This window comes from Halomonas sp. MCCC 1A11062, assembly GCF_021404355.1.
GTDB classification, from domain to species: Bacteria; Pseudomonadota; Gammaproteobacteria; order Pseudomonadales; family Halomonadaceae; genus Halomonas; species Halomonas aerodenitrificans.
This window is the reverse complement of record NZ_JABFTW010000006.1, coordinates 13582-35123: the sequence shown is the minus strand read 5'-3', so window position 1 is coordinate 35123 and position 21542 is coordinate 13582. Positions and strand designations below refer to the sequence as shown.

Below are 21542 nucleotides of genomic sequence, written 5' to 3'. Positions count from 1 at the left end.
TGTTCCCAGGCAGTCTCCGGTTACCGCGATGAGAGCATGTCGTTCAGCTCACTTTTGAGCCATTCGATGAGCCGAGCGCTGCAGCGTCGATTGTCCGTGGGTGAAAGCCACAGACACAGCCGGGCAGGCGTCTCGACGAAGCCCCAGGGAGCGATCAGCCGTCCCTGACGCAGCTCGTCCTCGACCAACAGCCGGGGGGCTATCGCCACCCCCAATCCGGCCACTGCCGCCTCGATCAGATAATAGAGATGATCGAAGCCCTGCCCTTCGGCCAGCGCCCGGTCGAGACGCGCCGAATCGAGTCCATGCGCACGCGCCCAGTGCGGCCAGGCCTGTGGGCGCGAGGCGGTATGCAGCAGCTTGATGTCAAAAAGCGTCGCCGGCCGCTGCGGATCGAACCGAGCGGCCAGCTGCGGGCTCACTACCGCACCGATGTGTTCCGCTGCCAACTCGACCACCTCCAGGTCGGCCGGCCATGGCGGTTCGGCAAACGTCAGCGTTGCGCTTACCTCGCCTCTTCCCGGGGTAGCTTCACTCTCGCTGGCGACGACATGCAGCTTGAGTTCCGGCAGCGCACGATGCAGACGATCGAGCCGTGGAATGAGCCAGCGTGCCAGCAGGCTACCCGGACAGGCCAGGATGAACGGCGCCGACTCGACGTCACGCTTCAACTGCGTGCAGCTGTCACGCAGGCGCAGGAACGCCTCGCCAACGCCGTGCTGCAGCCGCTCCCCGTGATTGGTGAGCTGCAGGCCGCGCCCCGCCTTGGTGAACAACGCCACGCCGAAGTGCTCTTCCAGGCTTCGCAGCTGACGGCTCACCGCACCGTGAGTCACGCTGAGTTCATGCGCCGCGGCCGTGACGCTACCCAACCGCGCGGTGGCCTCGAAAGCGCGCAGGGCGCTGAGGGAAGGCATGGAGTGCATCGATTTGTGACTCTAGCTCACATATGGCCGCCATCTTATCGATTTTTCGCCCCGCCTGTCTGCGTTAGTTTCGTCGAAAGCTCCCCTGAACCTTCGAGGCAACCTATGACCGACCTTTCGATGCAGCCCGATGCCCATGGCATGTTCGGCCGTTTCGGCGGCCGCTTCGTCCCCGAGACGTTGATGCCGCTGATTAACGAGCTTCAGGCCGAATACGATGCGGCCCGGCAGGACAACGAATTCCAGCGCCAGCTCGCCTACTTTCAGCGCGACTACGTTGGCCGGCCCAGCCCGCTCTACTTTGCCGAGCGTCTTACCGAGCACTTTGGCGGTGCCCGGATCTATCTCAAGCGTGAGGAGCTCAACCACACTGGAGCTCACAAGATCAACAATTGTATCGGCCAGATCCTGCTCGCCAAGCGGATGGGCAAGACCCGCATCATCGCCGAAACGGGCGCCGGCATGCATGGCGTCGCCACTGCCACCGTCGCGGCACGCTTCGGCATGCCTTGTGTCGTCTACATGGGCTCGGCCGATATCGAACGCCAGCAGCCCAACGTGTTTCGCATGAAATTGCTCGGCGCCGAGGTCATTCCGGTGACGACGGGGACCGGCACGCTCAAGGATGCGATGAACGAGGCGCTGCGCGACTGGGTGACCAACGTCGACGACACCTTCTACATCATCGGCACCGTGGCCGGACCACACCCCTACCCCGCCATGGTGCGTGACTTCCAGGCGGTGATCGGACGCGAGACCCGCGCACAGATCCTCGAGATGGAAGGACGCCTGCCCGACTCTCTCGTCGCCTGCATCGGTGGCGGCTCCAACGCCATGGGCCTGTTCCATCCCTTCCTCGCCGATGAGTCGGTCCAGATGATCGGCGTCGAGGCCGGCGGCAAGGGCATCGACACCGGCATGCACGCGGCAAGCCTCAGCGGCGGCACGCCCGGCGTGTTGCATGGCAATCGCACCTACCTGTTGCAGGATGAGGATGGCCAGATCATTGACGCCCACTCGATATCGGCCGGGCTCGATTATCCCGGCATCGGCCCGGAGCACGCCTGGCTGCATGAGCAGGGCCGCGTCGACTATGTCTCGATCAGCGACGACGAAGCGCTCGCGGCGTTCCAGCTCTGCTGTCGTCAGGAGGGGATCATTCCCGCGCTCGAATCGGCCCACGCCCTGGCCGAAGTCGCCAAGCGGGCACCGACGCTGCCCCGCGACCACCTGATGGTGGTCAACCTGAGCGGACGCGGCGACAAGGACATGATCAGCGTAGCCAAACATCTCGGGGAGAATTTTCAATGAACGCCGCCACAGAGAGCCCCATGAACGACACCACTCGCCTGGACGAGCGCTTTGCCGCGCTCAGGGCGGAGAAAAGGCCTGCCCTGGTAACCTACGTCACCGCCGGCGACCCCGACTTCGAGACCTCGCTGGAAATCCTCCAGGGGCTGCCAGCGGCAGGCGCCGACGTGATCGAGCTCGGCATGCCGTTCAGCGATCCCATGGCCGATGGCCCTGCCATCCAGAAGGCGACGCTACGCGCCCTCGAGGGTGGGCATACGATGGCTCGGACACTCGAGCTGGTGCACGCCTTCCGCCAACGGGAGTCGCAAACGCCGCTGGTGCTGATGGGCTACTACAACCCCATCTACCGCTACGGCGTGGAGCGCTTCCTCGAGGACGCTGCCCGCGCCGGTGTCGATGGCTTGATCGTGGTCGATCTGCCACCCGAGCACGATGAAGAGCTATGCCTTCCGGCCAAGCGACACGGCATTGCCTTCATCCGCCTCGCCACGCCGACCACCGATGCCAAGCGGCTGCCCCGGGTGCTGGATAACGCCTCGGGCTTTCTGTATTGCGTCTCGATGAACGGTGTAACGGGCGGGCGCGAACCTGTCGTGCACGACGTCGAGCGCATGGTGGGCCAGCTGCGCGAGCGTAGCCGCTTGCCGATTGCCGTCGGTTTCGGCATTCGCAATGCAGCACAGGCAGCGGCGATTGGCCGATTCAGTGACGCCGTCGTAGTCGGCTCGGCGCTGGTAGAAGCCATCAATAGCGCAGAGACTCGACATGGTGCCGTTCAGGCGGTTCATGGCTTGGTGCGTGAACTGGCCGAAGGCGTGCGCCGGGCGGCCGACACCTAGAGCGATTCGGGAAGACTAAGCAGCGCGGCTCCTGCTGCATCCCACCGGAAAAGTCCTGCCCCGACCTGACCCAATCAGTGGTGGGCAGGCCTGTCCAGTATGGCTTCGCTCCCCCCGCCGAAGTCTCGGGCAAATTCCTCGCGCAGCCACGCCGCAACCTGCTCCAGCGCCGCATGCCCGGCAAACCGGTGATGCCGGACCAGTTGATAGCGCAGCCCCGGCAGCCTCGGCCCGAAGGGCACCTGAAGCACGCCGCGCTCAAGCTCCGCTTTCACCAGTGTGAGACTCAGCAATGCCACCCCCTGACCGGCAATGGCGGCCTGGATGGCATGGCTCTCGTCAGAGAAGCTCAAGCTTGCGCCGAGGTCGGCCTGGGGCAGGCCTGCCGCCTGGCACCAGTGCTGCCAAGAGGGCAGTCCCAAGGTGGAGCAGTGCCAGTCGAAGACGATGTGACGCACTACCTTCAGGTCTTCATACCCTGTCAGTGCCAGCCGTGGGCTGGCCACTAGAGCAAAGGCATCCTCGGCCAGTACCTCGGCTTCGAGCTCCGGATAAGGCCCCATGCCATAGCGAATCGCCAGCGACGCGCTACGTGATAGATCCAGCGGCGCCTCGCTGGCGTGGATGCGCAGATCGGTATCGGGGCACCGCGCATGGAAGTCGGCCAGGCGCGGCAACAGCCATTGGCTGGCAAAGGCCGGCGTGCAGGAGAGCGTTACGCTACCGCCATCACCTTGCTCCCGCAGCGCCTCCAGCGCTTCACCGAAGGCATCGAAGCCACGCTGCAGCACAGGAAGCAGCTGCATGGCGACCGGGGTCGGCACAACCTGGCGAACGCGGCGCTCGAATAGCGCCACTCCCAGCAGCGCTTCCAGATCGCGCACCTGATGGCTGACCGCCGCCGGCGTGACGGCCAGCTCCTCGGCGGCCCGTTTGAAACTGCAATGACGCGCCGCCGCTTCGAAGGCGCGCAGTTGGGATAACGGCAGCGTGCGTCGGTTCACCGACATCTCCTTATCGAAAAGCCCAGCCTATGGACAAGCCCAGCTATTCCATCCTTCAAGAAATGGTCGTTTGTCAGCCTTGCATCATGAACCGATCCTGTCTCCCACGCATCATCCGAGTTGAGTTCTTCTTGTCAGGAGACGTTCATGATCACACTACTCCACCTCGACGCCAGCGCCCGCTCCGGCCGTTCCGGTATCGATCCGCATGGCTCCCACTCCCGGCGCCTCAGCGCGCACTTCGTCGCGCAATGGATGAAGGCCCGCCCCGGCGATCGCATCCTCTATCGCGACGTGGGCCAGTATCCGCCGCGCCCCGTGACCGGCGAATGGATTCACGCCGCCTTCACCAAGCCGGAGGAGCGTGAACCCTGGATGCATGACGCCCTTGCCGAGAGCGATACTCTGGTCAACGAACTGCTGGAGGCGGACCTGATCGTTGCCGGCGTGCCAATGTACAACTTCGGCGTCCCGGCCGGCTTCAAGGCCTATATCGACAATATCGTACGGGTCGGGCGCACCTTCGGCTTCGACCGCTCACGCCAGGGGCTGCCCTACTGGCCGATGCTGACCGAGATGCGCAAGAAACTGGTAGTGCTGAGCTCCCGCGGCGACTACGGCTACGAACCGGGCGAGCGCATGGCCCAGGCCAATCATGTCGAGCCGCACATTCGCACCGTATTCGGCTACCTGGGCGTCGACGACGTGCACGGCATCGCGGCGGAATACGACGAGTTCGGCGGCGAGCGCCTGCAGGCCTCGCTGGCCCAGGCCGAGAGAGAGATCGACGCTCTGGTGGAAGAATTGACGGCGAGCCTGGATATGAAAACCCTCCTTACCAACCCCGCTTGATTAGCGTGTGCCGGCCCACCGGGTCGGCACACAAGCTAGTAGAGGGTAACTCTTCAGATATTGGCACCGCCGTCGATGGTGAACTCCGCCCCGGTGATCGAACGGCCCTCCGGGCCGGCCAACCAGGCCACCAGGCCGGCCACGTCGTCGGCCTCGTTGTAGCGGGGAATGGCCATCAAGCTACGCTGGGGGTCGGAGAGCTCGCCATCGGCGGGGTTCATGTCGGTATCGGTGGAGCCTGGGTGCACGATGCTGACGTTGATGCCCCTTGGCCCAAGATCACGCGCCAGCCCCTTGGTCAGCCCCACCAGGCCCGCCTTGCTCATGGCATAGAGGCTGATGCCGGACCAGGGCACCCGAACGGCAAGGTTGCTACCGATGGTGATGATGCGCCCACCCTCCGGCATATGCCCCACCGCCGCTATGGCGGTCACTACCGGCGCCCGCAGGTTGATCGCGATGGTGCGATCCAGCTCCTCCAAGGTGACTTCCTCGATCGTCCCGGACGGGAAGATGCCCGCGTTATTGACCAAGATATCGAGCCCGCCTAGCTCGGCCACCGTGCGTTCGACGGCGGCCTTAAGCGCCGCGTCGTCACGATTGTCGGCACGAATCGCCATGGCCCGCCCACCTGCCGAGACGATCTCGTCCACCACCGACTGCGCCTGGGCTTCTCCGTTGACGTAGGTCACCGCCACGCTTGCCCCTTCCGCTGCCAGACGCCGGGCAATGGCGGCACCGATGCCGCGGCTGCCACCGGTAACCATCGCTACCTTTCCGCTGAGTTGCTGCATGTCTCGTCTCCGTTCAAGCAATTTATGTAGTGATCGATACACAAACAAGATGGCTAGACAGCCAAGCCGCTGTCAAGATATTTTGTAGTTATCGATACAAAAAAGGAGCAAGACATGCCTCAGCGCGGTAGACCCCGCGGCTTCGACAGGGAAGAGGCCCTGCGCCGGGCCATGGAAGTCTTCTGGACCCGGGGCTACGACAACGCCTCGCTCGCCGACCTGACCCGGGCCATGGGCATCAAAGCACCCAGTCTCTACGCCACCTTCGGCAGCAAGGAGGCACTGTTCCACGAAGCGGTGGCACTCTACGTCCAGACGGAAGGCAGCGGTATCTGGGAGCAAGTGGAGACGGCGCCGACGGCACATGCCGCCATCGCGCACGTACTGCATGCCACGGCCGAGGCATTCACCCGCGGCGATACGCCTCGCGGCTGCATGATCGTGCTTGCCGCCCCGCAGATGCAGGGGGCCAATGCCCAGGTCTGCGATGCCTTGAAGGCCCACCGCAAGGAGAACGGCTGCCTGCTGGAGCGCCGGTTGAGGCGTGCCGTCGAGGAAGGCGAGCTACCCGCCTCGACGGACTGCCGCGCCCTGGCCAGCTACTTCGTCACCGTGCAGCACGGCATGTCGATCCAGGCCCGCGACGGCGCCTCGCGCGAGACCCTGCTGCGCATTGCCGACTGCGCCATGGCGAGCTGGGAAGCACTGACTAGCTGACCGGCGAGCAGGGCTCACCTTTCCCAGTTGGCTGTTCCTGTACGTCTCCGCCTATCGCCCCGACATGGCGCAGGCTGACGATGGAAACCACCGCCAGCGCCAGGATGGCGATGCCGCCCACGGTGGCGGTCACGTTCAGCCCCGCGGTAAAGGCCTGCTGGGCTTCCAGCAGTACGCCGGCAGGCAGGCTATCGCCGGCCGAGACGGTGGCCCATAGGCTCTCCTCCACGACTCCCACCGCCTCGGCAGCTTCGCCACCGGCCATCGTCGCGCTGACCTGAGCGCGATAGACGAAGGTGGCCAGACTGCCGAGCAGGGCCACACCCAGCGCCACTCCCAGCTCCTGCACCATCTCCGACATGGCCGAGGCCGAGCCGGCCTTCTCCGCCGGTGCGGCACCCACCACCAGATCGGTTCCCAGGGCGGCGATAGTGCCAAGGCCGAGATAGACCAATGAGAACCCGGCTATCGCCATGCCCACCCCGTTGGCGTTCACTTCGACGGCGGCCAGCAGCCAGTAGCCCAGGGTGGAGAGCGCCAAGGCGGCGCCCACCACGTAGCCGGGACGAATGCGTCGGGCAATCAGCGGCGCCATGATGCCCGCCAGCACCATCGCGAGCGCCGGCGGCCCCATCCACAGCCCCGCCGCCAGCGGTGTGAGCCCCGCCACCAGTTGCAGGTACTGGGTCACCAGCAGCATCACGCCGGACACGCCGACCAGCCCCACCAGCAATACGATCAGCGCGGCGCTGAAGGTGCGGCTGCCGAACAGCCGCATGTCGAGCAGCGGGTCTTTTAGATGCTGCTGGCGGCGCACGAAAACGAGCGCCATCAAGCCACCCAGCGCCAGGGCAAGAACGGGAACCGGTTCGAGCCCCAACTTGGCGAGTTCCTTGATGCCGTAGACCGCCGGCAGTACGGCTGCCAACGATAGCGCCACGCTGGCGAGATCCAGCCTACCACTGCGCTTGGCGCGATACTCCGGTAGCAGAATCGGCGCCGCGATCAGCAATACGGCCACCACGGGCACCGCCACCAGGAAGGCCGCCCCCCACCAGAAGCGCTCGAGCAATACGCCGCCGACTACCGGCCCCAGTGCCATGCCCAGGGCGAACATGGTGGCCCACACGCCGATGGCCAGGGCGCGCTGGCGCACGTCGCCGAACATGTTGCTGATCAATGCCAGGGTCGAGGGCATCAGCGTCGCGCCGGCCACGCCCAGCACTGCGCGGGCGGCGATCAGCATGGCAGCACTGGTGGAATAGGCGGCGATCACCGACGTGATGCCGAAGGCCACGGCACCGATCATCAGCAGCCGACGGCGGCCGATACGGTCACCCAGCGTGCCCATAGTGATCAGAAAGCCGGCGATCATGAAACCGTAGGCATCCATGATCCACAACGCCTGAGTACTGCTCGGCTGCAGATCCGCCGCCAGGGCGGGCAGGGCCAGATAGAGAATGGTGACGTCGAGACCGAGCAGCACGGTGGGCAGCGCCAACACTGCCAGACCGGCCCACTCCTTGATGCCCGCACGCTGCCGGGCGATGCGCGAGCCTGACGCTTCATCGAGGGAAACCATGCCATGCCTCCTTTCCGTAGGGTTGGCATGGTAGTCTTGGCCCATACTGATAGGGTTACAATATAGCCAGTTATCCTATTACTATGAGTAACTACTACAGGTAACTGCCTGGAGCACTGCCATGGCCGGACGCAGCCTCGACAGAACCCGCAGCGAACTCACCGAGTTCCTGATTCATCATCGCAGCAAGCTGACGCCGGCCGACGTCGGCTTGCCTTCCACCGGGCGTCGGCGCACGCCCGGGCTGCGGCGCGAGGAAGTGGCCACCCTCGCCGGGGTGGGACTGACCTGGTACACCTGGTTCGAGCAGGGGCGCGATATCAACGTCTCGGAGAGCTTCGTGCTGAAAGTCTCCAAGGCCCTCAAGCTCGACGACGCCGAATGCTGCCACCTGTTCCTGCTTGCCCATCGCCGCCCGCCGCCGGTGGAAGCATACCAGTGGCAGGAAATTCCGCCCCTGGTGCAGAGCCTGATGGACGACATGCCAAGGCCCGCCTACGTGATGAACCTGCGCTGGGACATCATCGCCTGGAACGCCGCCGCCGATGCCCTGCTCGGCTTCAGCGACAGGGCGCCCGGCGGGCACAACATGATGCGTCTGCTGTTCGCCGATCCGGCGCTGCGCAGATGCCTTCCCGACTAGCGTCAGGACGCCTCCCGCCTACTGGCCCAGTTTCGCTGCGATCTGGCCGCCGCCCCCGAAGATCCCGCCATGCAGGAGCTGATCGAAGCGCTCGCCAAGCTGTCGCCGGACTTTCGGCGCTGGTGGGAGCAGCCCAACCACGAAGCCTATCGCTACGGCATCGGCACGCTCATCGACGCCGACTCGGCTACGCAGACGTATGAACACACCACGCTGCTGGTGGATGAGCACCGACATCTCAGGATGGTGGTTTACTTCACTGCCGACTGACCGGGCACCGGACAGTGCTTTCGATGTCACCTTCCAGAGTCGAACCGGCCACCACAGCCTTGCTGGTACGGTTCATCGCTGCCGCGACTCTCGTCTCTTTCGCCACCGACTTGGAGCGCGGTTTGTAGAACATCACGCCATTCCCGACCAGGATCGTCATCAGTCCCACCAAGGCGTACGGCGTCCACTGATAGCCTTCCACCAGAGTGGAGATACCCAGGGCGACCAGAGGAAACAGCAGGGTCGCGTAGGCCGCCGGACCGGGGCCGATCCGGCCCACCAAGGCAAAATAGACGCCGAAGCCGATCACCGACCCAAAGATGGACAGATAGAGTAAGGCGCCGACATAGGTAGGCGAGGTATCCACCACGAAGGGCGTACCGCTGATCACGACCAGCGCCAGCATGATCAGGGCGCCGTAGCCCATGGCGTAGGCGTTGGTGGAGAGCAGGTCCAGGCCGCGCCGCTGATGACGCAAACTGAGCATATTGCCGAGGGAGAAACCATAGGTTCCTACCAACGCGCAGCCCAAGCCGAACAGCACGCTGGCATCCAGCCCACCACGGTAGATGTCCGGCCAGAATAGACAGACCATCCCGATCAGGCCCAAAGAGGTTGCCAGCAGCAGCCGCGACGTGATGGTTTGGCGAAAGAAGAGCACACCATTGACGGCGTTGAACAGTACCGCCATGGAGAACACCACCGCAATCAAACCACTGGTGATATAGGCGGAGGCGGTATAGAAGAAATAAAAATTGAGGCAGAACACACACAGGCCCTGCAAAGCGCAGAACAGATGATCGCGCACACCTAGCCGATGCAGCCGACCGCTGGCCGATAGCCATAGCAGCAATACGCCGGCGGCCAGAGCGAAACGATAGAAGACCGAGAGCATCACCGGCACCTCGCCGACTTGCAGGGCAATGGCGATCCAGGTGGTACCCCAGATCAGCACGGTGGTCGCATAGAGCAACAGGTTCATGCTCGCACTCCTCGGTATTCAAACGACCAAGTGTGCGTCTCTCAGCGGTCTCAGGCATTCAGCTTCTTGCGCCGGACATTCGATTCTTGCGCTTTTTCGCGATCCTGCCGGTCTTCGCTTGGCCCGCTCCAGGCGGCCAGCTACTATCGAGCCAAGCATCGAGCCAAGCGGTTAGCGGCCGAGGGAGAAAGGGGCCATGCAGTACCATGTCTTCGAGCGTCTGGGACAACACCATGCCCAATTGAAACGCGCCGCCCAACTCGACGGCGGAATCGGCCTTTCCCAGTGGTACAACTGCAATGACCACATCGCGCTCGACAAGCCGACCCATCACACCTTGAGCCTTTACGTGGCCGATGGTTACGAGTCCTACCGCAAGACCTCCTCCGGCTGGCGCAACGGCGGCGCTCCTGATCGTTTCTGCCTGATGCCCAGCCAGCACGAATCCACCTGGGATGTCCGCGGCCCTCTCGAGTTCGTTCACCTCTATTTCACCGACAAGCACCTGGCAGGACTGGCAGAGCGGGTTTGGGACAAGGACGCCACCGGCCTGCTGCTGGATGAAAAGACCTTCGCCGACGACCCGTTGATCGCGAGCCTGTATCGTCAGTGGCTGCTTGCCCTCAACTGGCAGGAGCGGGCCGACCGCCTGGCTCTGGACAGCGCCACCACCCTGCTACTCGTGCATTTGCTCAGGTCCTACAGCCAGCGCCAACGAGTGCTGCCAAGCCCCCGCGGCGGGCTGGCGCCCTACCGCCTGCGGCAGGTGCTCGACTATATCGAGGCCCACCTGGACCGGCCGCTGCCCCTCGCCGAGCTGGCCGCTCAGGTTCAGCTCAGCGAGTATCACTTCGCCCGCATGTTCAAGCAGAGCCAGGGGCTATCCCCTCATCAGTACGTGCTCCAACGCAGATTGGCGCGGGCCGAGACACTGCTGCACGAGACGCCGTTACCACTAGCCGAGATTGCGCTGGATTGCGGCTTCAGCTCCTCGAGCCACCTGGCCAGTCGCTTTCGCCAGGCCAAGGGGATCGCCCCCTCTCGACTGAGGGAGTCGACACCTGCCCAGATACCGGAGCCCCCGACAGAAACGTAGCTGTTCCGAAAGTCGGCAAGCTTCCCGTTCGGCTCAGCAGCGTGAGCAGTCGCATTCCGTGGACATAGTGGCGGATCTCATCGTTGGCAGCTTGGTTAACCCGCCCTTAGTAAGAATGGAACCTCACACCCCATTCCTTGAGGCGGTTCATGACCGATTCCGGATCCAGGATCGTTTCCGGATGATGGAGCCCAGGGGCGACCGGCTTGCCGCCATCCAGACCCAGCAGGCGTTCGATGGCCAAAGCCAGGCCCATGCCGCTCATGCCCTGGTGAAAGTCGCTATCCTCGATTACCCAGCGGGTACGCTGCGACTCGCCACACCTCCCCACCCCTGCGACATCGATGATCAGACGATGGCCGGGAGACGCCTCCTCATCCTCGCGCATGGCCGCATCGATACGTACCGACATGGCATCGGTTACTGCTGCCAAGCTGACAACATCCAGCAACGGATAAGCCTGCCCCTGGAGAGTCATACCGTCTATATCGGTGAAGGTACGCTGGGCTTCCGCTCCTGCAGCCCAGACCCAATGGCCGTCTACGAGCATCAGCGGATGGGGCGCAATACCCGCGACACGCGCCATATCCGCCTGGGCCGTCGGCCCACCAATGTCTGCCGGTGAGAAAATGGCGGCCATCTCGATGTTATCCACTCGCTGTAGATCGCGTACGGCATGCAAGGTCGCCAGCACGGCGATGCCGCCCAGAAAATGGCCGAGCAGCAGCACGGGAGACGCTGTGGGCCGTGCAATCGCCATTGCCACCTCCGGGCCGATGTCGAAGGCATAGTCGGATATCGCCACATACGGCACACCATGCGCTTGTGCGAATTGCAGCGCGTTCAGCGAGTCGTCTTTCAACAGTACGACCACGGCACTGAACGCGGCGCTCCCATCCAGCCCAAGGTCGGCCCGCTCCAGGTCGACGGCAACGGCCGAGGCATGCCCGACCTCCGAGGCCAGTTGGCGGGCCTTGCCGAGGTCACGCCCAGCGATGGCGATCGGCAGCTCAGGGTGCATGCTGCGCAGCGAACGGGCGGCTCGTGATCCGACACGGCCGGCGCCACCGATCAGCAGCACGGGGTCGAGGGTTGAAGCGTTCATGGTCCAACCTCCGGCTCGAGATCATGGAAGCGGGCTCCGAACTCCTGCATGCGCTGCACGAAATAAGCCGGATCGAGAAGGCTGTTGGGTAGATAGAGCCCCGGTGCCACCGGCGTTGCACCGTCAAGGCCGAGCAGGCGCTCCACGCCGAGCGCCACGCCCAGTGCCGTCAGCGGCGCCTGACCCGCGGGGTGCACGATGCCCTGCCGAACATGGCGGGGGCTGCCGTCCCGCCCCTGTCCACTGACCTCGAGCAGGATCTCGGTGGAAAATGGCTCACCCCGGCGACGGCTGGAGGTTTCACCGAGAGCAAAGTCGAAACGGATCGACTCTGCGTCGGTGGCTCCCATCATGCTGAGCAGGTCGAGATTGCCAAAGGCGGCTCCTGTCACGGGCGTTCCATCCAGCATGGTGAACGTACGTTGTGCCCTCTCCCCTTGCACCCATAGCCACTTACCCGACTCGCGCATCATCGCACTCGTGACGGCACCGGTCTGGCGTACGTAATCGGCATGAGCCGCCGGCCCGCCCATGTCCTGCTCATCGAGTACCGCGGCAATTCGGATAGACCGAACCGTGGCAAAGTCTCGTACCAAATGCAGCAGCGAAAGCGTCGCACTCCCAGCCAGCCAGTTGCTCATCATGAGGATGGCCGAACGCTCGGGAGCATTGATGTGCAGTGCAACCTCCGGGGCTATCTCGAACGCCGCGGTCGAAATTCCCAGATGCGGCACTCCCTGCTGCTGGGCATAGCGCAAGGAGCTCAGGGTATCGTCCTTCAGGAAGGTGACCACGGCACGGAACCTCTGGCTTTCCGCCAACCCCAGCCCAGCCTTTCCAAGCTCGACTCTTGTCGCCTCGGCCTTTCCCAGCGCCTGGGCGATGGCAGTGGCCTTGGCCATGTCACGCCCACCAATGGCAAGCGGCAATTCTGGATACAAGCGCCGCAGTGTTCCGGCGGCTTTCTCTCCCACCACGCCGGAGCCACCAATGAGCAGAACCGGATCCTCGATTCGTCGAGACATGACAGTGCCCTCTAAAGCCTACGATTAGTAACTTACCTTTTGCAGGTTACGCAAGGTAGGTTATCCTCGTCAAGGATGCTGTGCGACGTCATGGAAGCGAGATACTCGAGAGAAGCAGGAAGTTAGGCATGACCAAACCAAGAAGACTGACGAAGGCCGAGCGCCGCGAGCAACTGCTGGAGACAGCCTTCGACATCGTGCAGAAAGAAGGCACCGATGCTCTCACCCTGGGTTATCTGGCCGAATGCGCCGGCGTCAGCAAGCCCATTGCCTATGAGCACTTCGGCACGCGAGCCGGCCTGCTCATCGTCATGTACCGACAGCTCGATCATGCCAAGGAGGTGGCTTTTCTCGCTGCGCTCGACAAGGCGCCACGCCACCTGGAGAGCATTGCCCAGGTCGTGGGACGAGCCTATATGGAGTGCTATACGGATGTCGGGTCGGAATGGCATGCCCTATCGGCGGCTCTGAAGGGCGCCGAAGAGATGGAAGCAGTGCAGCAAGAACTGCTCGATCACTATGTAGATCTCTACCAGGAGGCACTACGCCCTTACTGCAACCTTGACGAAGGGACGCTGCGAATGCGCTGCATCGGCATCATCGGCGCAGGCGAAGCGATATCGAAGGAGATGATCCGCGGCCACACCGACATGGCGACAGCCGCCAGTTGCCTCGCCTCGCTCATCGTGTGCTGGTTGAAATCATGAGTCCGTGGAATTCCCCCAGTGCTCGAGAAGCATGTCGATGAACAACTGAGCCGTGCTGGAAATACTGTGGGAACTGCTTCTGACCAGACCGATGGTTCGCTGGATGCGGGGTTCGGGAAGTTCACGCGAACAGAGCGTGTCATGGTCCGGGCCGGGCATTGTCATCTTGGGCAGAATCGCCACGCCAAGCCCGGATTCGACCAGGCCAAGTGAGGTGGAGAGGTGCTGAACTTCGTAGAAGCTGTTCAGCCGAATGCCTTCGGCTGAAAGTGCATTGTCCAGCAGGGTACGATTTCCACTGTCGCGACTGACGGTAATCAATCTGACCTGCTCGAGATCCGCCCATTGAATACTCTTCTTGGCCGCCAGCGGATGGTCGGATCTCAGGGCCAGAACGAAGGGATCACGTAATAGCGGTGTGAAGGAAACCTCCGCGCTCTGTGCACTGAACATGTTGATGCCGAAGTCGGCCTCGCCGTTGATGACCCGCTGCAGCCCCTCGTTGGCACTGACGTCGAGAATGCGAATGCGAATACCCGGCCAAGCCTCGCTGAAGCCGCGAATTACGCTTGGCAGGAAGTAAAAAGCGGCGGTGGGTAGGCAGGCGATCGTGACCGTGCCCTTCTGGTGCGTCGCCAGTTCTCGCATGTTCAGAATCGACGACTCATATTCCTCGATCATACGCCTGGCGCGCGGCAGAAAATCCGCTCCAATCGGCGTCAGGTGTGTCCTGCGGGTGGTGCGTTCGAGCAGCTCGACTTCCAAAAGCTCCTCGAGCTTCTGAATGCGTCGCGATAATGCCGGCTGAGACAAATGCAGACGCTGCGCAGCCTCATGGAATGAACCCAGCTCTGCAACCAATATAAAGGCTTGAAGATCAAGGAATTCCAGGCGATGTGTCATCGATGCACTCTTGCATAGGATAATATGTATTGATAAATATAACACATTAATGCAGATATAGAATCAATATAAGGATTTATTTGCATTTGAAGCATTAGTTGCTCGCTGACATGCTCACATCACGATTCCCAAACGCGATGTGGCATGACGATGATGAATAGCATTCCCTGCATGATCATGCGCGGCGGCACCTCCCGAGGCCCTTTCCTGCGCATGAGCGACCTTCCCAGTGGCCAGGACGCCCAGGCCGAGATCCTGCTAAGCCTGATGGGCTCAGGCCACGCCCTGCAGATCGATGGCATCGGCGGCGGGGATCCGCTGACCAGCAAGATTGCCATCGTGGAACGCTCTTCCCATGCCGACGCCGACGTCGATTACCTGTTTGCCCAAGTCGACGTCCTCAATCGCCGCGTCGACTTCAGCCCGAACTGCGGAAACATGCTCTCGGCGGTCGGCCCCTACGCGATCGAGACGGGCCTGGTGGAACCCCAGGAGGGCAAGACCGTGGTGCGAGTGCGCAATCTCAACACCCAACGCCTGATCGAATGCCACGTCCCCACGCCGGGCCGCCAGGTCTGCTATGAGGGCAACACATCCATCAGCGGCGTGCCCGGAAGTGCCGCCGGGATTCAACTCAGCTTCTTGGACATCATGGGTTCCAAGACCGGCGCGTTGCTGCCGACAGGAAAGGCCTGCGACTCGATCGAAGGCGTCGCCGTCACTTGTCTCGACGCGGCAACGCCGATCATCATGCTCGACGCTGCGGACCTCGGCCTAAGTGGCGCTGAACCCCCTGACGAACTGGATGCCAATAGCGCTTTTCTCGAGCAGCTCGAAAGCATTCGACGCAAGGCAGGACAGAATATGGGGCTGGGCGACGTCAGCAACGGTGTCTTGCCCAAGCCAGTACTTCTCTCCGCAGCGCGTGACCGCGTTAGCACACTGTGCGCACGTTACTTCGTCCCCCACCGCTGTCACAAAGCCATCGCCGTTACCGGAGCCATTGCCGTCGCCTCGGCGGTCAGCGTTCCCGGCACCATCGCCAACCGCATCGCAGTAGAAAGTGGACGGATGACCGAGGGTGAGTGCCTGGCACAGGTGAGGTTGGAGCATCCATCCGGCTACATCGACCTCGACGTCGAGCACCGCCAAGGCAATGCCAACGTTATCGCGCGTGTATCGCTGATTCGTACCGCCAGAAAGATCATGAGCGGCACGATCTTCTACACCGCCTCAACGACACCCAGTGAGACAATGCCTGCACTGCAGACCAATTGATCATCACCATCAACGGGTGACCTGACACCCACAAACGACAACAACCCAGGAGCACGCCATGAACACTCACAAGACCACTAACTCACTTGGCCGGTTGAAAAAAGCCGCCGTCCTTAGCCTGGCAATTGCCGGGCTTGGTTTGACGCTCACCACCCCCGTGCAAGCCCAGGACGCAAACGTGCCCAGCACCATCAAGTGGACCATTCCCTTCGGCGTCGGCGGTGGCACCGATGTCTGGGCCCGCTTCTTCTCCCCCTGGCTCAGCGAACACATTCCAGGTGAGCCCACCATTTCAATCGACAACGTGCCGGGCGGCGGCTCAATCAACGGTGCCAACCTCTTTGCCACGCGGGCCAGGAGCGACGGCAGTGACTGGCTAGGCACCTCCGCCTCGACCCAGTTTCCCGCCATGCTCGGGGACCGGCGGGTACGCTACGACTACTCCACCTGGACACCGATCCTGGCAACCCCGACCGGTGGCGTCGTCTACGCCCAGCCCAGCCTGGGTGAGGAAAGCGAGAGCGCAATTGCCGCCCTGCTGGAAAAGCGAGTCAAGCTGGCGGTGCAAAGTCACACCGGACTCGAGCTGCCGGTGCTGATCGCTCTCGATATGCTGGGTGTCGACGTTCAGGCCGTCTCCGGCATGCAAGGCCGTGGCGAGGGTCGCCTGGCCTTCGAGCGTGGCGAAGCGGACATCGACTTCCAGACCACCTCAGCCTATCTGAGCAGTGTGGCCCCCCTGGTGGAGTCGGGCCGTGCCGTCCCGCTCTTCTCGCTCGGTGTACTGAACGAAGAAGGGCAGATCGAGCGCGATCCGGCGTTCCCCGACCTGCCGACCTTTACCGAAGTCTATGAAAACCTCAACGGTGAGGCCCCGAGCGGCACCGCCAATGAAGCCTATGAGAAGTTCTTCGCCTCAGGCTTCACGCTGCAGAAGCTGATCATGGTGCCCAAAGGCACGCCTGATCAGCTCGTCGAGATTTACCGGGAAGCGGCCCTCGAGTTCGTCGAGACCGAACAGTTCAAGCAGGAGGCTGACGCCCACTTGGGCCCCTACACCCCGATCGTTGGCGATGTCGTCGAGAGACATCTCGAACAAGCCATGGCGCTGGATGACGATCTTCGCGAGTGGCTGGCTGACTGGCTGAAAACTAAGCACGGCGCGAGTATCTGACGCGTGAGAACGGGCATCGGTCCCTTGGCGACAAGGGCCGATACCTTTGGGTTCAACTCACCGCATAACACGAGAGCCGCATTTCATGTTCGATATTCTTCTCTCCAGTCTGGGGCAGCTGTTCACTCTGGATCATCTGCTCTACATGGTCCTCGGCGTGTTGGTAGGCCTAGTGGTTGGGATCATTCCCGGTCTCGGCGGCATCGCAGGTATGGCGCTGCTGCTGCCCTTCCTCTACGGCATGGAGCCGAGTGTCGCCCTCGGCATGCTGATGGGTCTGGTCGCCGTGATTCCCACCGGCGATACCTTTGCCTCGGTGCTGCTGGGCATTCCCGGCTCCAGCGCCTCCCAGGCCACCGTCATCGACGGCTTCTCCCTGGCCAAGCGCGGCCAGGCGGCACGGGCTCTTTCCAGTGCCTTCCTTTCTTCGATGATCGGTGGCCTGATCGGCGCCGCCGTGTTGACGGGTTTCATTCTGATCGCCCGGCCGGTGGTGCTGTCGTTCTCCTCCTCCGAGCTCTTCATGCTGACCCTGCTCGGGCTATCGATGGTAGCGGTGCTCTCCGGACGCGACCTGCTCAAAGGGCTCGCCGCCTGCGGCCTGGGCCTGCTGATCGGTACCATCGGCATGGCGCCAGCCACCGGGGAGTTCCGTCTCAACTTCGAGATCAACTATCTCTTCGATGGCGTACCGCTGGTAGTGATCGGTCTTGGGATCTTTGCACTTCCCGAGATCATCGACCTGCTGGTCAAGCGTGGCGCCATCGCCGGGGAACGCACCCGACTCGGCAAGGGATGGAAACAAGGCCTCCAAGATGTCGGCAAGAACCGTGGCCTGGTAGCACGCTGTGCAGGCATCGGTAGCCTGCTGGGCACGATTCCCGGCCTCGCCGGCTCGGTGGTGGATTGGATGACCTATGGCCATGCCGTACAGAGCGCCAAGGATAAATCCAAGTTTGGCCACGGCGACATCCGCGGGGTCATCGCACCGGAAGCCGCCAACAATGCCTGCGCCTCTGGCGCCATGGTGCCCACTCTGCTGTTCGGCGTGCCTGGCTCGGGCACCGCCGCCGTCTTCCTGGGTGGTCTGCTGCTGCTAGGCTTGCAGCCAGGCGTCAGCATGATCGAGACCAATCTAGACCTGACCTATACCATCATCTGGTCGCTGGCCTTGGCCAACATCATCGGTGCAGCGTTCTGCCTGGGCCTGGCGCGTCCAGTTGCCAGCTTGACCCGCGTGCCCTTCGTCATCCTGGCCCCTCTGATCACAGTGCTGATCATGTTTGCGGCCTTCCAGGCAACACGCTCCCCGGGAGACCTCCTGGCCCTCGGCGCGATCGGTGCCCTTGGCGTCCTGTTCAAGCAGGCCGGCTGGTCACGCCCCGCTTTCCTGATCGGCTTCGTCCTGGCACCTGGCGCTGAAGCCTACTTCTACCAAGCCGTTCAGTTCCAAGGCAGCGCTGCCTTCATGCGCCCAGGTGTGTTGATCATCGGCGCCATGATCCTCGCCGCCCTGTTCTTGCCCATGTTTCGTCAGCTTTGGCGTAAGCTCCGGTCGACCGATACCGAGCAAGCGCCTGCGGTTGGGGAAGCACCTGCGACCGGCAGCAAGCCGATAACCATCGGTGGCATTGATCTGGTGATCTTTACTGCTCTGCTGGGAATGGCCACCTATGGCTGGTTCCACCTTGCCGACCTCAGCCTGCTTGGTGGCCTCATGCCCCGACTGGCCCTGGCAATCATGGGCGTCGCCTGTCTGCTGGAAATCCTGCGCAGCCTTGTCCGTAAGCCAGCGTGGCAACACCAGCCTCTACTTCAGCAAGTCGTCTGGTTGGCAGGCTTCTTCGCCTTGGTCGGAGCGATCCTGACGTTCGGCCTCGTCACCACCGCAACGCTGTTTTGTCTGGCTTTCCTGATGTTCATCGCACGTCTCAAACCGTGGGTGGCTATCGCCATGTCTGCTGGGGTGGCGATCTTCCTGGTAGGCATGGCGAAACTGCTAACCCTGACCTACCCGAGCGGACTGATCGATCCATTACTGTTCGGCTGAGGTGTCACTCAAGAACGAACCGCCGCTCAATTGCGCGGCGGTTCGTTTTCTCTCGGAAGCATCGCCAATGAGACTGAATTATTCCGCCTCTCTCGGATAGACGACGAAGGCCAATTTATTACCATCACGGTCACGCACATAGGCCGCATAAAAGCCTTCGGCATACTGAGGCCGATATCCGGGAGCGCCTTCGTCACTGCCTCCGTTGCTGATGGCAATTTCGTACAGCCTGTCGACCTGCTCCGGTTTCGCGAATTGGAAGGCGGTCATGATGCCATTCCCCACACCGGCTTCATGACCATCGAAGGGATAGCCGACAATGAACCTGGGGAAGTCGAGGTCACTCTCTTTGCCGTAGGAGACGCAGGCCTCGTCTTTCCAGCATACGTCCCAGCCCATTTCAGCGAAAAGTGGATCGTAGAATGTCAGCGCTTGCTCCAGGTCCCGGGTTCCGACCATGGTGTAGGCGATCATGCTGATATACCTCCCTTACCAACTCATGTTTCCGAATGGCAGCGTAGTGCAGTCTGCTTTTTGCGCCACTGGCCCAGTGCCCAGCCCAGGGCCGGCAGCACCAGCATTGCCGAGGCCCAGGCGCAGGCGGCAAAGCCGAAGTGGGTGAAGATCGGCCGATAGAGCAGCGCACCGACAAACATGCACAGATAGGTGATGGCGCTATACAGCCCCATGATGGCTCCCCGCTGCGCCGGGTCTATTTCGGCGAGCTGGCGCATGAGCAGGTTCAAGCCGAGATGATTGGCCACGCCCCAGGCAAGACAAAGCGCCAGCAACACCGGTGGAAGAGCGGCGGTTATCATCAACCCCAGGTAGACCAGCATCAAGCCAGCAAAGGTGACACAGGCGGCGGCGGTCGCACCGTAACGGTCGACCAGCCGCCCCAGCGGTGCGGCAGCGCCGAAGCCCAGGCCATAGACGGCAATCGCCAGCCCGGCGAAGGACGTGGGAAGCTGCAGCACCTCGCCCAGGTGTGGGCCGAGATAGGTGTACAAGCCGTAGAACGCCGTCATGTAGGCCGCTACGTTCAATAGCACCGGATGAATGCCGGGAATTCGCAGGGCCTTGAGAGTGGAGCTCGGCGCCTCACCGACCGTTCTCACGCCCCAATCGTGGCAACGCGAGATCCCCAGCGCCAGCCCCACGGCAGCCAGCGCCAGGAGGGAGAAGACGGCACGCCAGTGCAACAGATCGGCCAACAGCGCCGCCAGGCCGACCCCGACCACCAGACTCAGCGTCCATCCCGTCAGCACGAAGCTCAGCGTCTGGCTCTCGCGTCCCTTCTCGGCCACCTGAGCGGTGAGGGTATAGATCGCCGGCAGCGCCACGCCCGCCGCCAGGCCGGCCAGCGCCTGGGCGACGATCAGCATCCACAGCGCCGGCGAAAGCGCAGCGGCACCCAGGGAAGCCGACAGCACCAGCAGCGCCCACATCAAGGCACGTTCGGCGCCGATACGATCGCTCAGCGAAGCCAGCATCAGTGCACTAAACGCTGTGGCCAGGCCATAGAGCGCCGCGGCCGTTACCACATCGGCGGCGCTGCGGCCCGCAAACGATGCCGCCACCGTGGCGGCGATAGGGCTCAGCGCCAGCGAATTGGCACCGATCACGGCAATGGCGGCGGTCAGCAGGAGTACGCGACGAGAGATCACGGCTCGCTCCATATAGGGTTCGAGATTAACATTGAAGAAAGGAATCACGTTCGGAGCAATCACGAAAATGCCGAATTCTGAAGAAACAGAAATCGTTCGGGACAAGGGACCAGCAGCCCGCCCTCTGGACACCTTCGACCGAACAATATTAGGCGAGCTGGCTGTGGACGCCGGGCTCAGCTATGCCGAACTGGGCAGCCGCGTGGGGCTGTCGGCACCGGCTGTACATGAAAGGGTCAAGCGGCTGCGCGCCACGGGGCGCATTCGCGGTACGGTGGCGGTGCTGGACGGCCCCGCCACCGGCAAGCCTTTCCTGGCCTTCGTGCATGTCGATACCACCGGGGGCAGCAAGAGCCGCACCTTCAGAGCGCTGGCCGAACTGCCCGAACTGGAAGAGATCCATTCGGTGGCCGGCGACACCTGCACCCTGCTCAAGGTGCGCTGCGCCAGCAGTCGGGCGCTGGAGGGCCTGCTCGCGAGGCTCTACGCCATGCCGGGCATCAAGGCCACGCGCAGCTATGTGGTGCTCTCCACCTATCTGGAACGCACGCCTCAAGCGGGCATAACCGAGGCACTGGAAGAGCCGCCCATGGACGAAGCTCCGCGATGAATTT

General features: G+C 62.8%; 20 protein-coding genes and 1 pseudogene. 11 read left to right on the top strand and 10 right to left on the bottom strand.

Annotated features, from left to right (window positions below; genetic code table 11):
* Nucleotides 1–20: 20 nt before the first annotated feature.
* Nucleotides 21–917 (bottom strand): LysR family transcriptional regulator, encoded by an 897-nt coding sequence (locus HOP58_RS08175; protein ID WP_234260067.1) that lies wholly within the window; start codon nt 915–917, stop codon nt 21–23.
* Nucleotides 918–1031: 114 nt separating this feature from the next.
* Here HOP58_RS08175 and trpB point away from each other — a divergent pair, with 114 nt between their 5' ends.
* Together trpB and trpA are read left to right on the top strand one after the other, a co-directional pair.
* Complete coding sequence (gene trpB / locus HOP58_RS08170) at nt 1032–2237, top strand: tryptophan synthase subunit beta (protein WP_234260066.1); 1206 nt, start codon at nt 1032–1034, stop codon at nt 2235–2237.
* Nucleotides 2234–3079: a tryptophan synthase subunit alpha gene (trpA, locus tag HOP58_RS08165; RefSeq protein ID WP_234260065.1), complete on the top strand. Its 846-nt coding sequence runs from the start codon at nt 2234–2236 to the stop codon at nt 3077–3079. Before trpB ends, trpA begins: the two co-directional genes overlap by 4 nt.
* Before the next feature lie 74 nt (nt 3080–3153).
* Here the strand turns inward: trpA and HOP58_RS08160 are convergent, their stop codons facing one another.
* Nucleotides 3154–4083, bottom strand: a complete 930-nt coding sequence (locus tag HOP58_RS08160) for a LysR substrate-binding domain-containing protein (protein WP_234260064.1) — start codon at nt 4081–4083, stop codon at nt 3154–3156.
* A gap of 147 nt (nt 4084–4230) precedes the next feature.
* On the opposite strand from HOP58_RS08160, the gene HOP58_RS08155 reads away from it, so the two are divergent.
* Nucleotides 4231–4935, top strand: coding sequence for an NAD(P)H-dependent oxidoreductase (locus HOP58_RS08155; protein ID WP_234260063.1), 705 nt, complete (start codon nt 4231–4233; stop codon nt 4933–4935).
* A 53-nt stretch (nt 4936–4988) separates the two neighbouring features.
* Here the strand turns inward: HOP58_RS08155 and HOP58_RS08150 are convergent, their stop codons facing one another.
* Entirely contained in the window at nt 4989–5729 is a 741-nt protein-coding gene (locus HOP58_RS08150; protein ID WP_234260062.1) for an SDR family oxidoreductase, read from the bottom strand.
* Nucleotides 5730–5843: 114 nt separating this feature from the next.
* Here HOP58_RS08150 and HOP58_RS08145 point away from each other — a divergent pair, with 114 nt between their 5' ends.
* Complete coding sequence (locus tag HOP58_RS08145) at nt 5844–6446, top strand: TetR/AcrR family transcriptional regulator (protein ID WP_234260061.1); 603 nt, start codon at nt 5844–5846, stop codon at nt 6444–6446.
* Here HOP58_RS08145 and HOP58_RS08140 read toward each other — a convergent pair.
* Nucleotides 6439–8028: an MFS transporter gene (locus HOP58_RS08140; protein WP_234252637.1), complete on the bottom strand. Its 1590-nt coding sequence runs from the start codon at nt 8026–8028 to the stop codon at nt 6439–6441. The genes HOP58_RS08145 and HOP58_RS08140 overlap by 8 nt on opposite strands.
* A 121-nt stretch (nt 8029–8149) precedes the next feature.
* Here HOP58_RS08140 and HOP58_RS08135 point away from each other — a divergent pair.
* A pseudogene (locus HOP58_RS08135) lies at nt 8150–8941 on the top strand (helix-turn-helix transcriptional regulator).
* Here the strand turns inward: HOP58_RS08135 and HOP58_RS08130 are convergent.
* The gene (locus tag HOP58_RS08130; protein ID WP_234260060.1) at nt 8928–9923 is read right to left on the bottom strand and encodes an EamA family transporter; all 996 of its coding nucleotides are present in this window, start codon (nt 9921–9923) and stop codon (nt 8928–8930) included. The pseudogene HOP58_RS08135 and the gene HOP58_RS08130 sit on opposite strands and share 14 nt — an antisense overlap.
* Nucleotides 9924–10119: 196 nt before the next feature.
* Between HOP58_RS08130 and HOP58_RS08125 the strand changes: the two genes are divergently transcribed.
* On the top strand, nt 10120–11019 hold the full coding sequence (locus tag HOP58_RS08125) for a helix-turn-helix domain-containing protein (protein WP_234252634.1): 900 nt from the start codon (nt 10120–10122) through the stop codon (nt 11017–11019).
* Nucleotides 11020–11125: 106 nt separating this feature from the next.
* On the opposite strand, the gene HOP58_RS08120 is transcribed toward HOP58_RS08125, so the two are convergent.
* Nucleotides 11126–12124, bottom strand: a complete 999-nt coding sequence (locus tag HOP58_RS08120) for an NAD(P)-dependent oxidoreductase (protein ID WP_234260059.1) — start codon at nt 12122–12124, stop codon at nt 11126–11128.
* Nucleotides 12121–13149: an NAD(P)-dependent oxidoreductase gene (locus HOP58_RS08115; RefSeq protein ID WP_234260058.1), complete on the bottom strand. Its 1029-nt coding sequence runs from the start codon at nt 13147–13149 to the stop codon at nt 12121–12123. The genes HOP58_RS08120 and HOP58_RS08115 overlap by 4 nt, the downstream gene beginning before the upstream one ends.
* Before the next feature lie 128 nt (nt 13150–13277).
* On the opposite strand from HOP58_RS08115, the gene HOP58_RS08110 reads away from it, so the two are divergent.
* Entirely contained in the window at nt 13278–13856 is a 579-nt protein-coding gene (locus HOP58_RS08110; protein WP_010629805.1) for a TetR/AcrR family transcriptional regulator, read from the top strand.
* Here the strand turns inward: HOP58_RS08110 and HOP58_RS08105 are convergent.
* Entirely contained in the window at nt 13851–14759 is a 909-nt protein-coding gene (locus tag HOP58_RS08105; protein WP_010629806.1) for a LysR family transcriptional regulator, read from the bottom strand. The genes HOP58_RS08110 and HOP58_RS08105 overlap by 6 nt on opposite strands.
* Before the next feature lie 144 nt (nt 14760–14903).
* On the opposite strand from HOP58_RS08105, the gene HOP58_RS08100 reads away from it, so the two are divergent.
* The 3 genes from HOP58_RS08100 to HOP58_RS08090 all read left to right on the top strand — a co-directional run bounded on the left by HOP58_RS08100 (nt 14904) and on the right by HOP58_RS08090 (nt 19261).
* Nucleotides 14904–16037 (top strand): 4-oxalomesaconate tautomerase, encoded by a 1134-nt coding sequence (locus HOP58_RS08100; RefSeq protein WP_010629807.1) that lies wholly within the window; start codon nt 14904–14906, stop codon nt 16035–16037.
* Between the two features lie 58 nt (nt 16038–16095).
* Nucleotides 16096–17211 carry a tricarboxylate transporter gene (locus HOP58_RS08095; protein ID WP_234260057.1) on the top strand — a complete coding sequence of 372 codons (1116 nt, stop codon included), beginning with the start codon at nt 16096–16098 and terminating at the stop codon, nt 17209–17211.
* Nucleotides 17212–17296: 85 nt separating this feature from the next.
* Nucleotides 17297–19261, top strand: coding sequence for a tripartite tricarboxylate transporter permease (locus HOP58_RS08090; RefSeq protein ID WP_010629809.1), 1965 nt, complete (start codon nt 17297–17299; stop codon nt 19259–19261).
* Between the two features lie 78 nt (nt 19262–19339).
* On the opposite strand, the gene HOP58_RS08085 is transcribed toward HOP58_RS08090, so the two are convergent.
* Together HOP58_RS08085 and HOP58_RS08080 are read right to left on the bottom strand one after the other, a co-directional pair.
* Nucleotides 19340–19735, bottom strand: coding sequence for a VOC family protein (locus tag HOP58_RS08085; protein ID WP_234260056.1), 396 nt, complete (start codon nt 19733–19735; stop codon nt 19340–19342).
* A gap of 23 nt (nt 19736–19758) precedes the next feature.
* Nucleotides 19759–20928: an MFS transporter gene (locus tag HOP58_RS08080; protein ID WP_234260055.1), complete on the bottom strand. Its 1170-nt coding sequence runs from the start codon at nt 20926–20928 to the stop codon at nt 19759–19761.
* Nucleotides 20929–20995: 67 nt separating this feature from the next.
* On the opposite strand from HOP58_RS08080, the gene HOP58_RS08075 reads away from it, so the two are divergent.
* Complete coding sequence (locus HOP58_RS08075) at nt 20996–21538, top strand: Lrp/AsnC family transcriptional regulator (RefSeq protein ID WP_267963352.1); 543 nt, start codon at nt 20996–20998, stop codon at nt 21536–21538.
* The last annotated feature ends 4 nt before the right edge of the window (nt 21539–21542 follow it).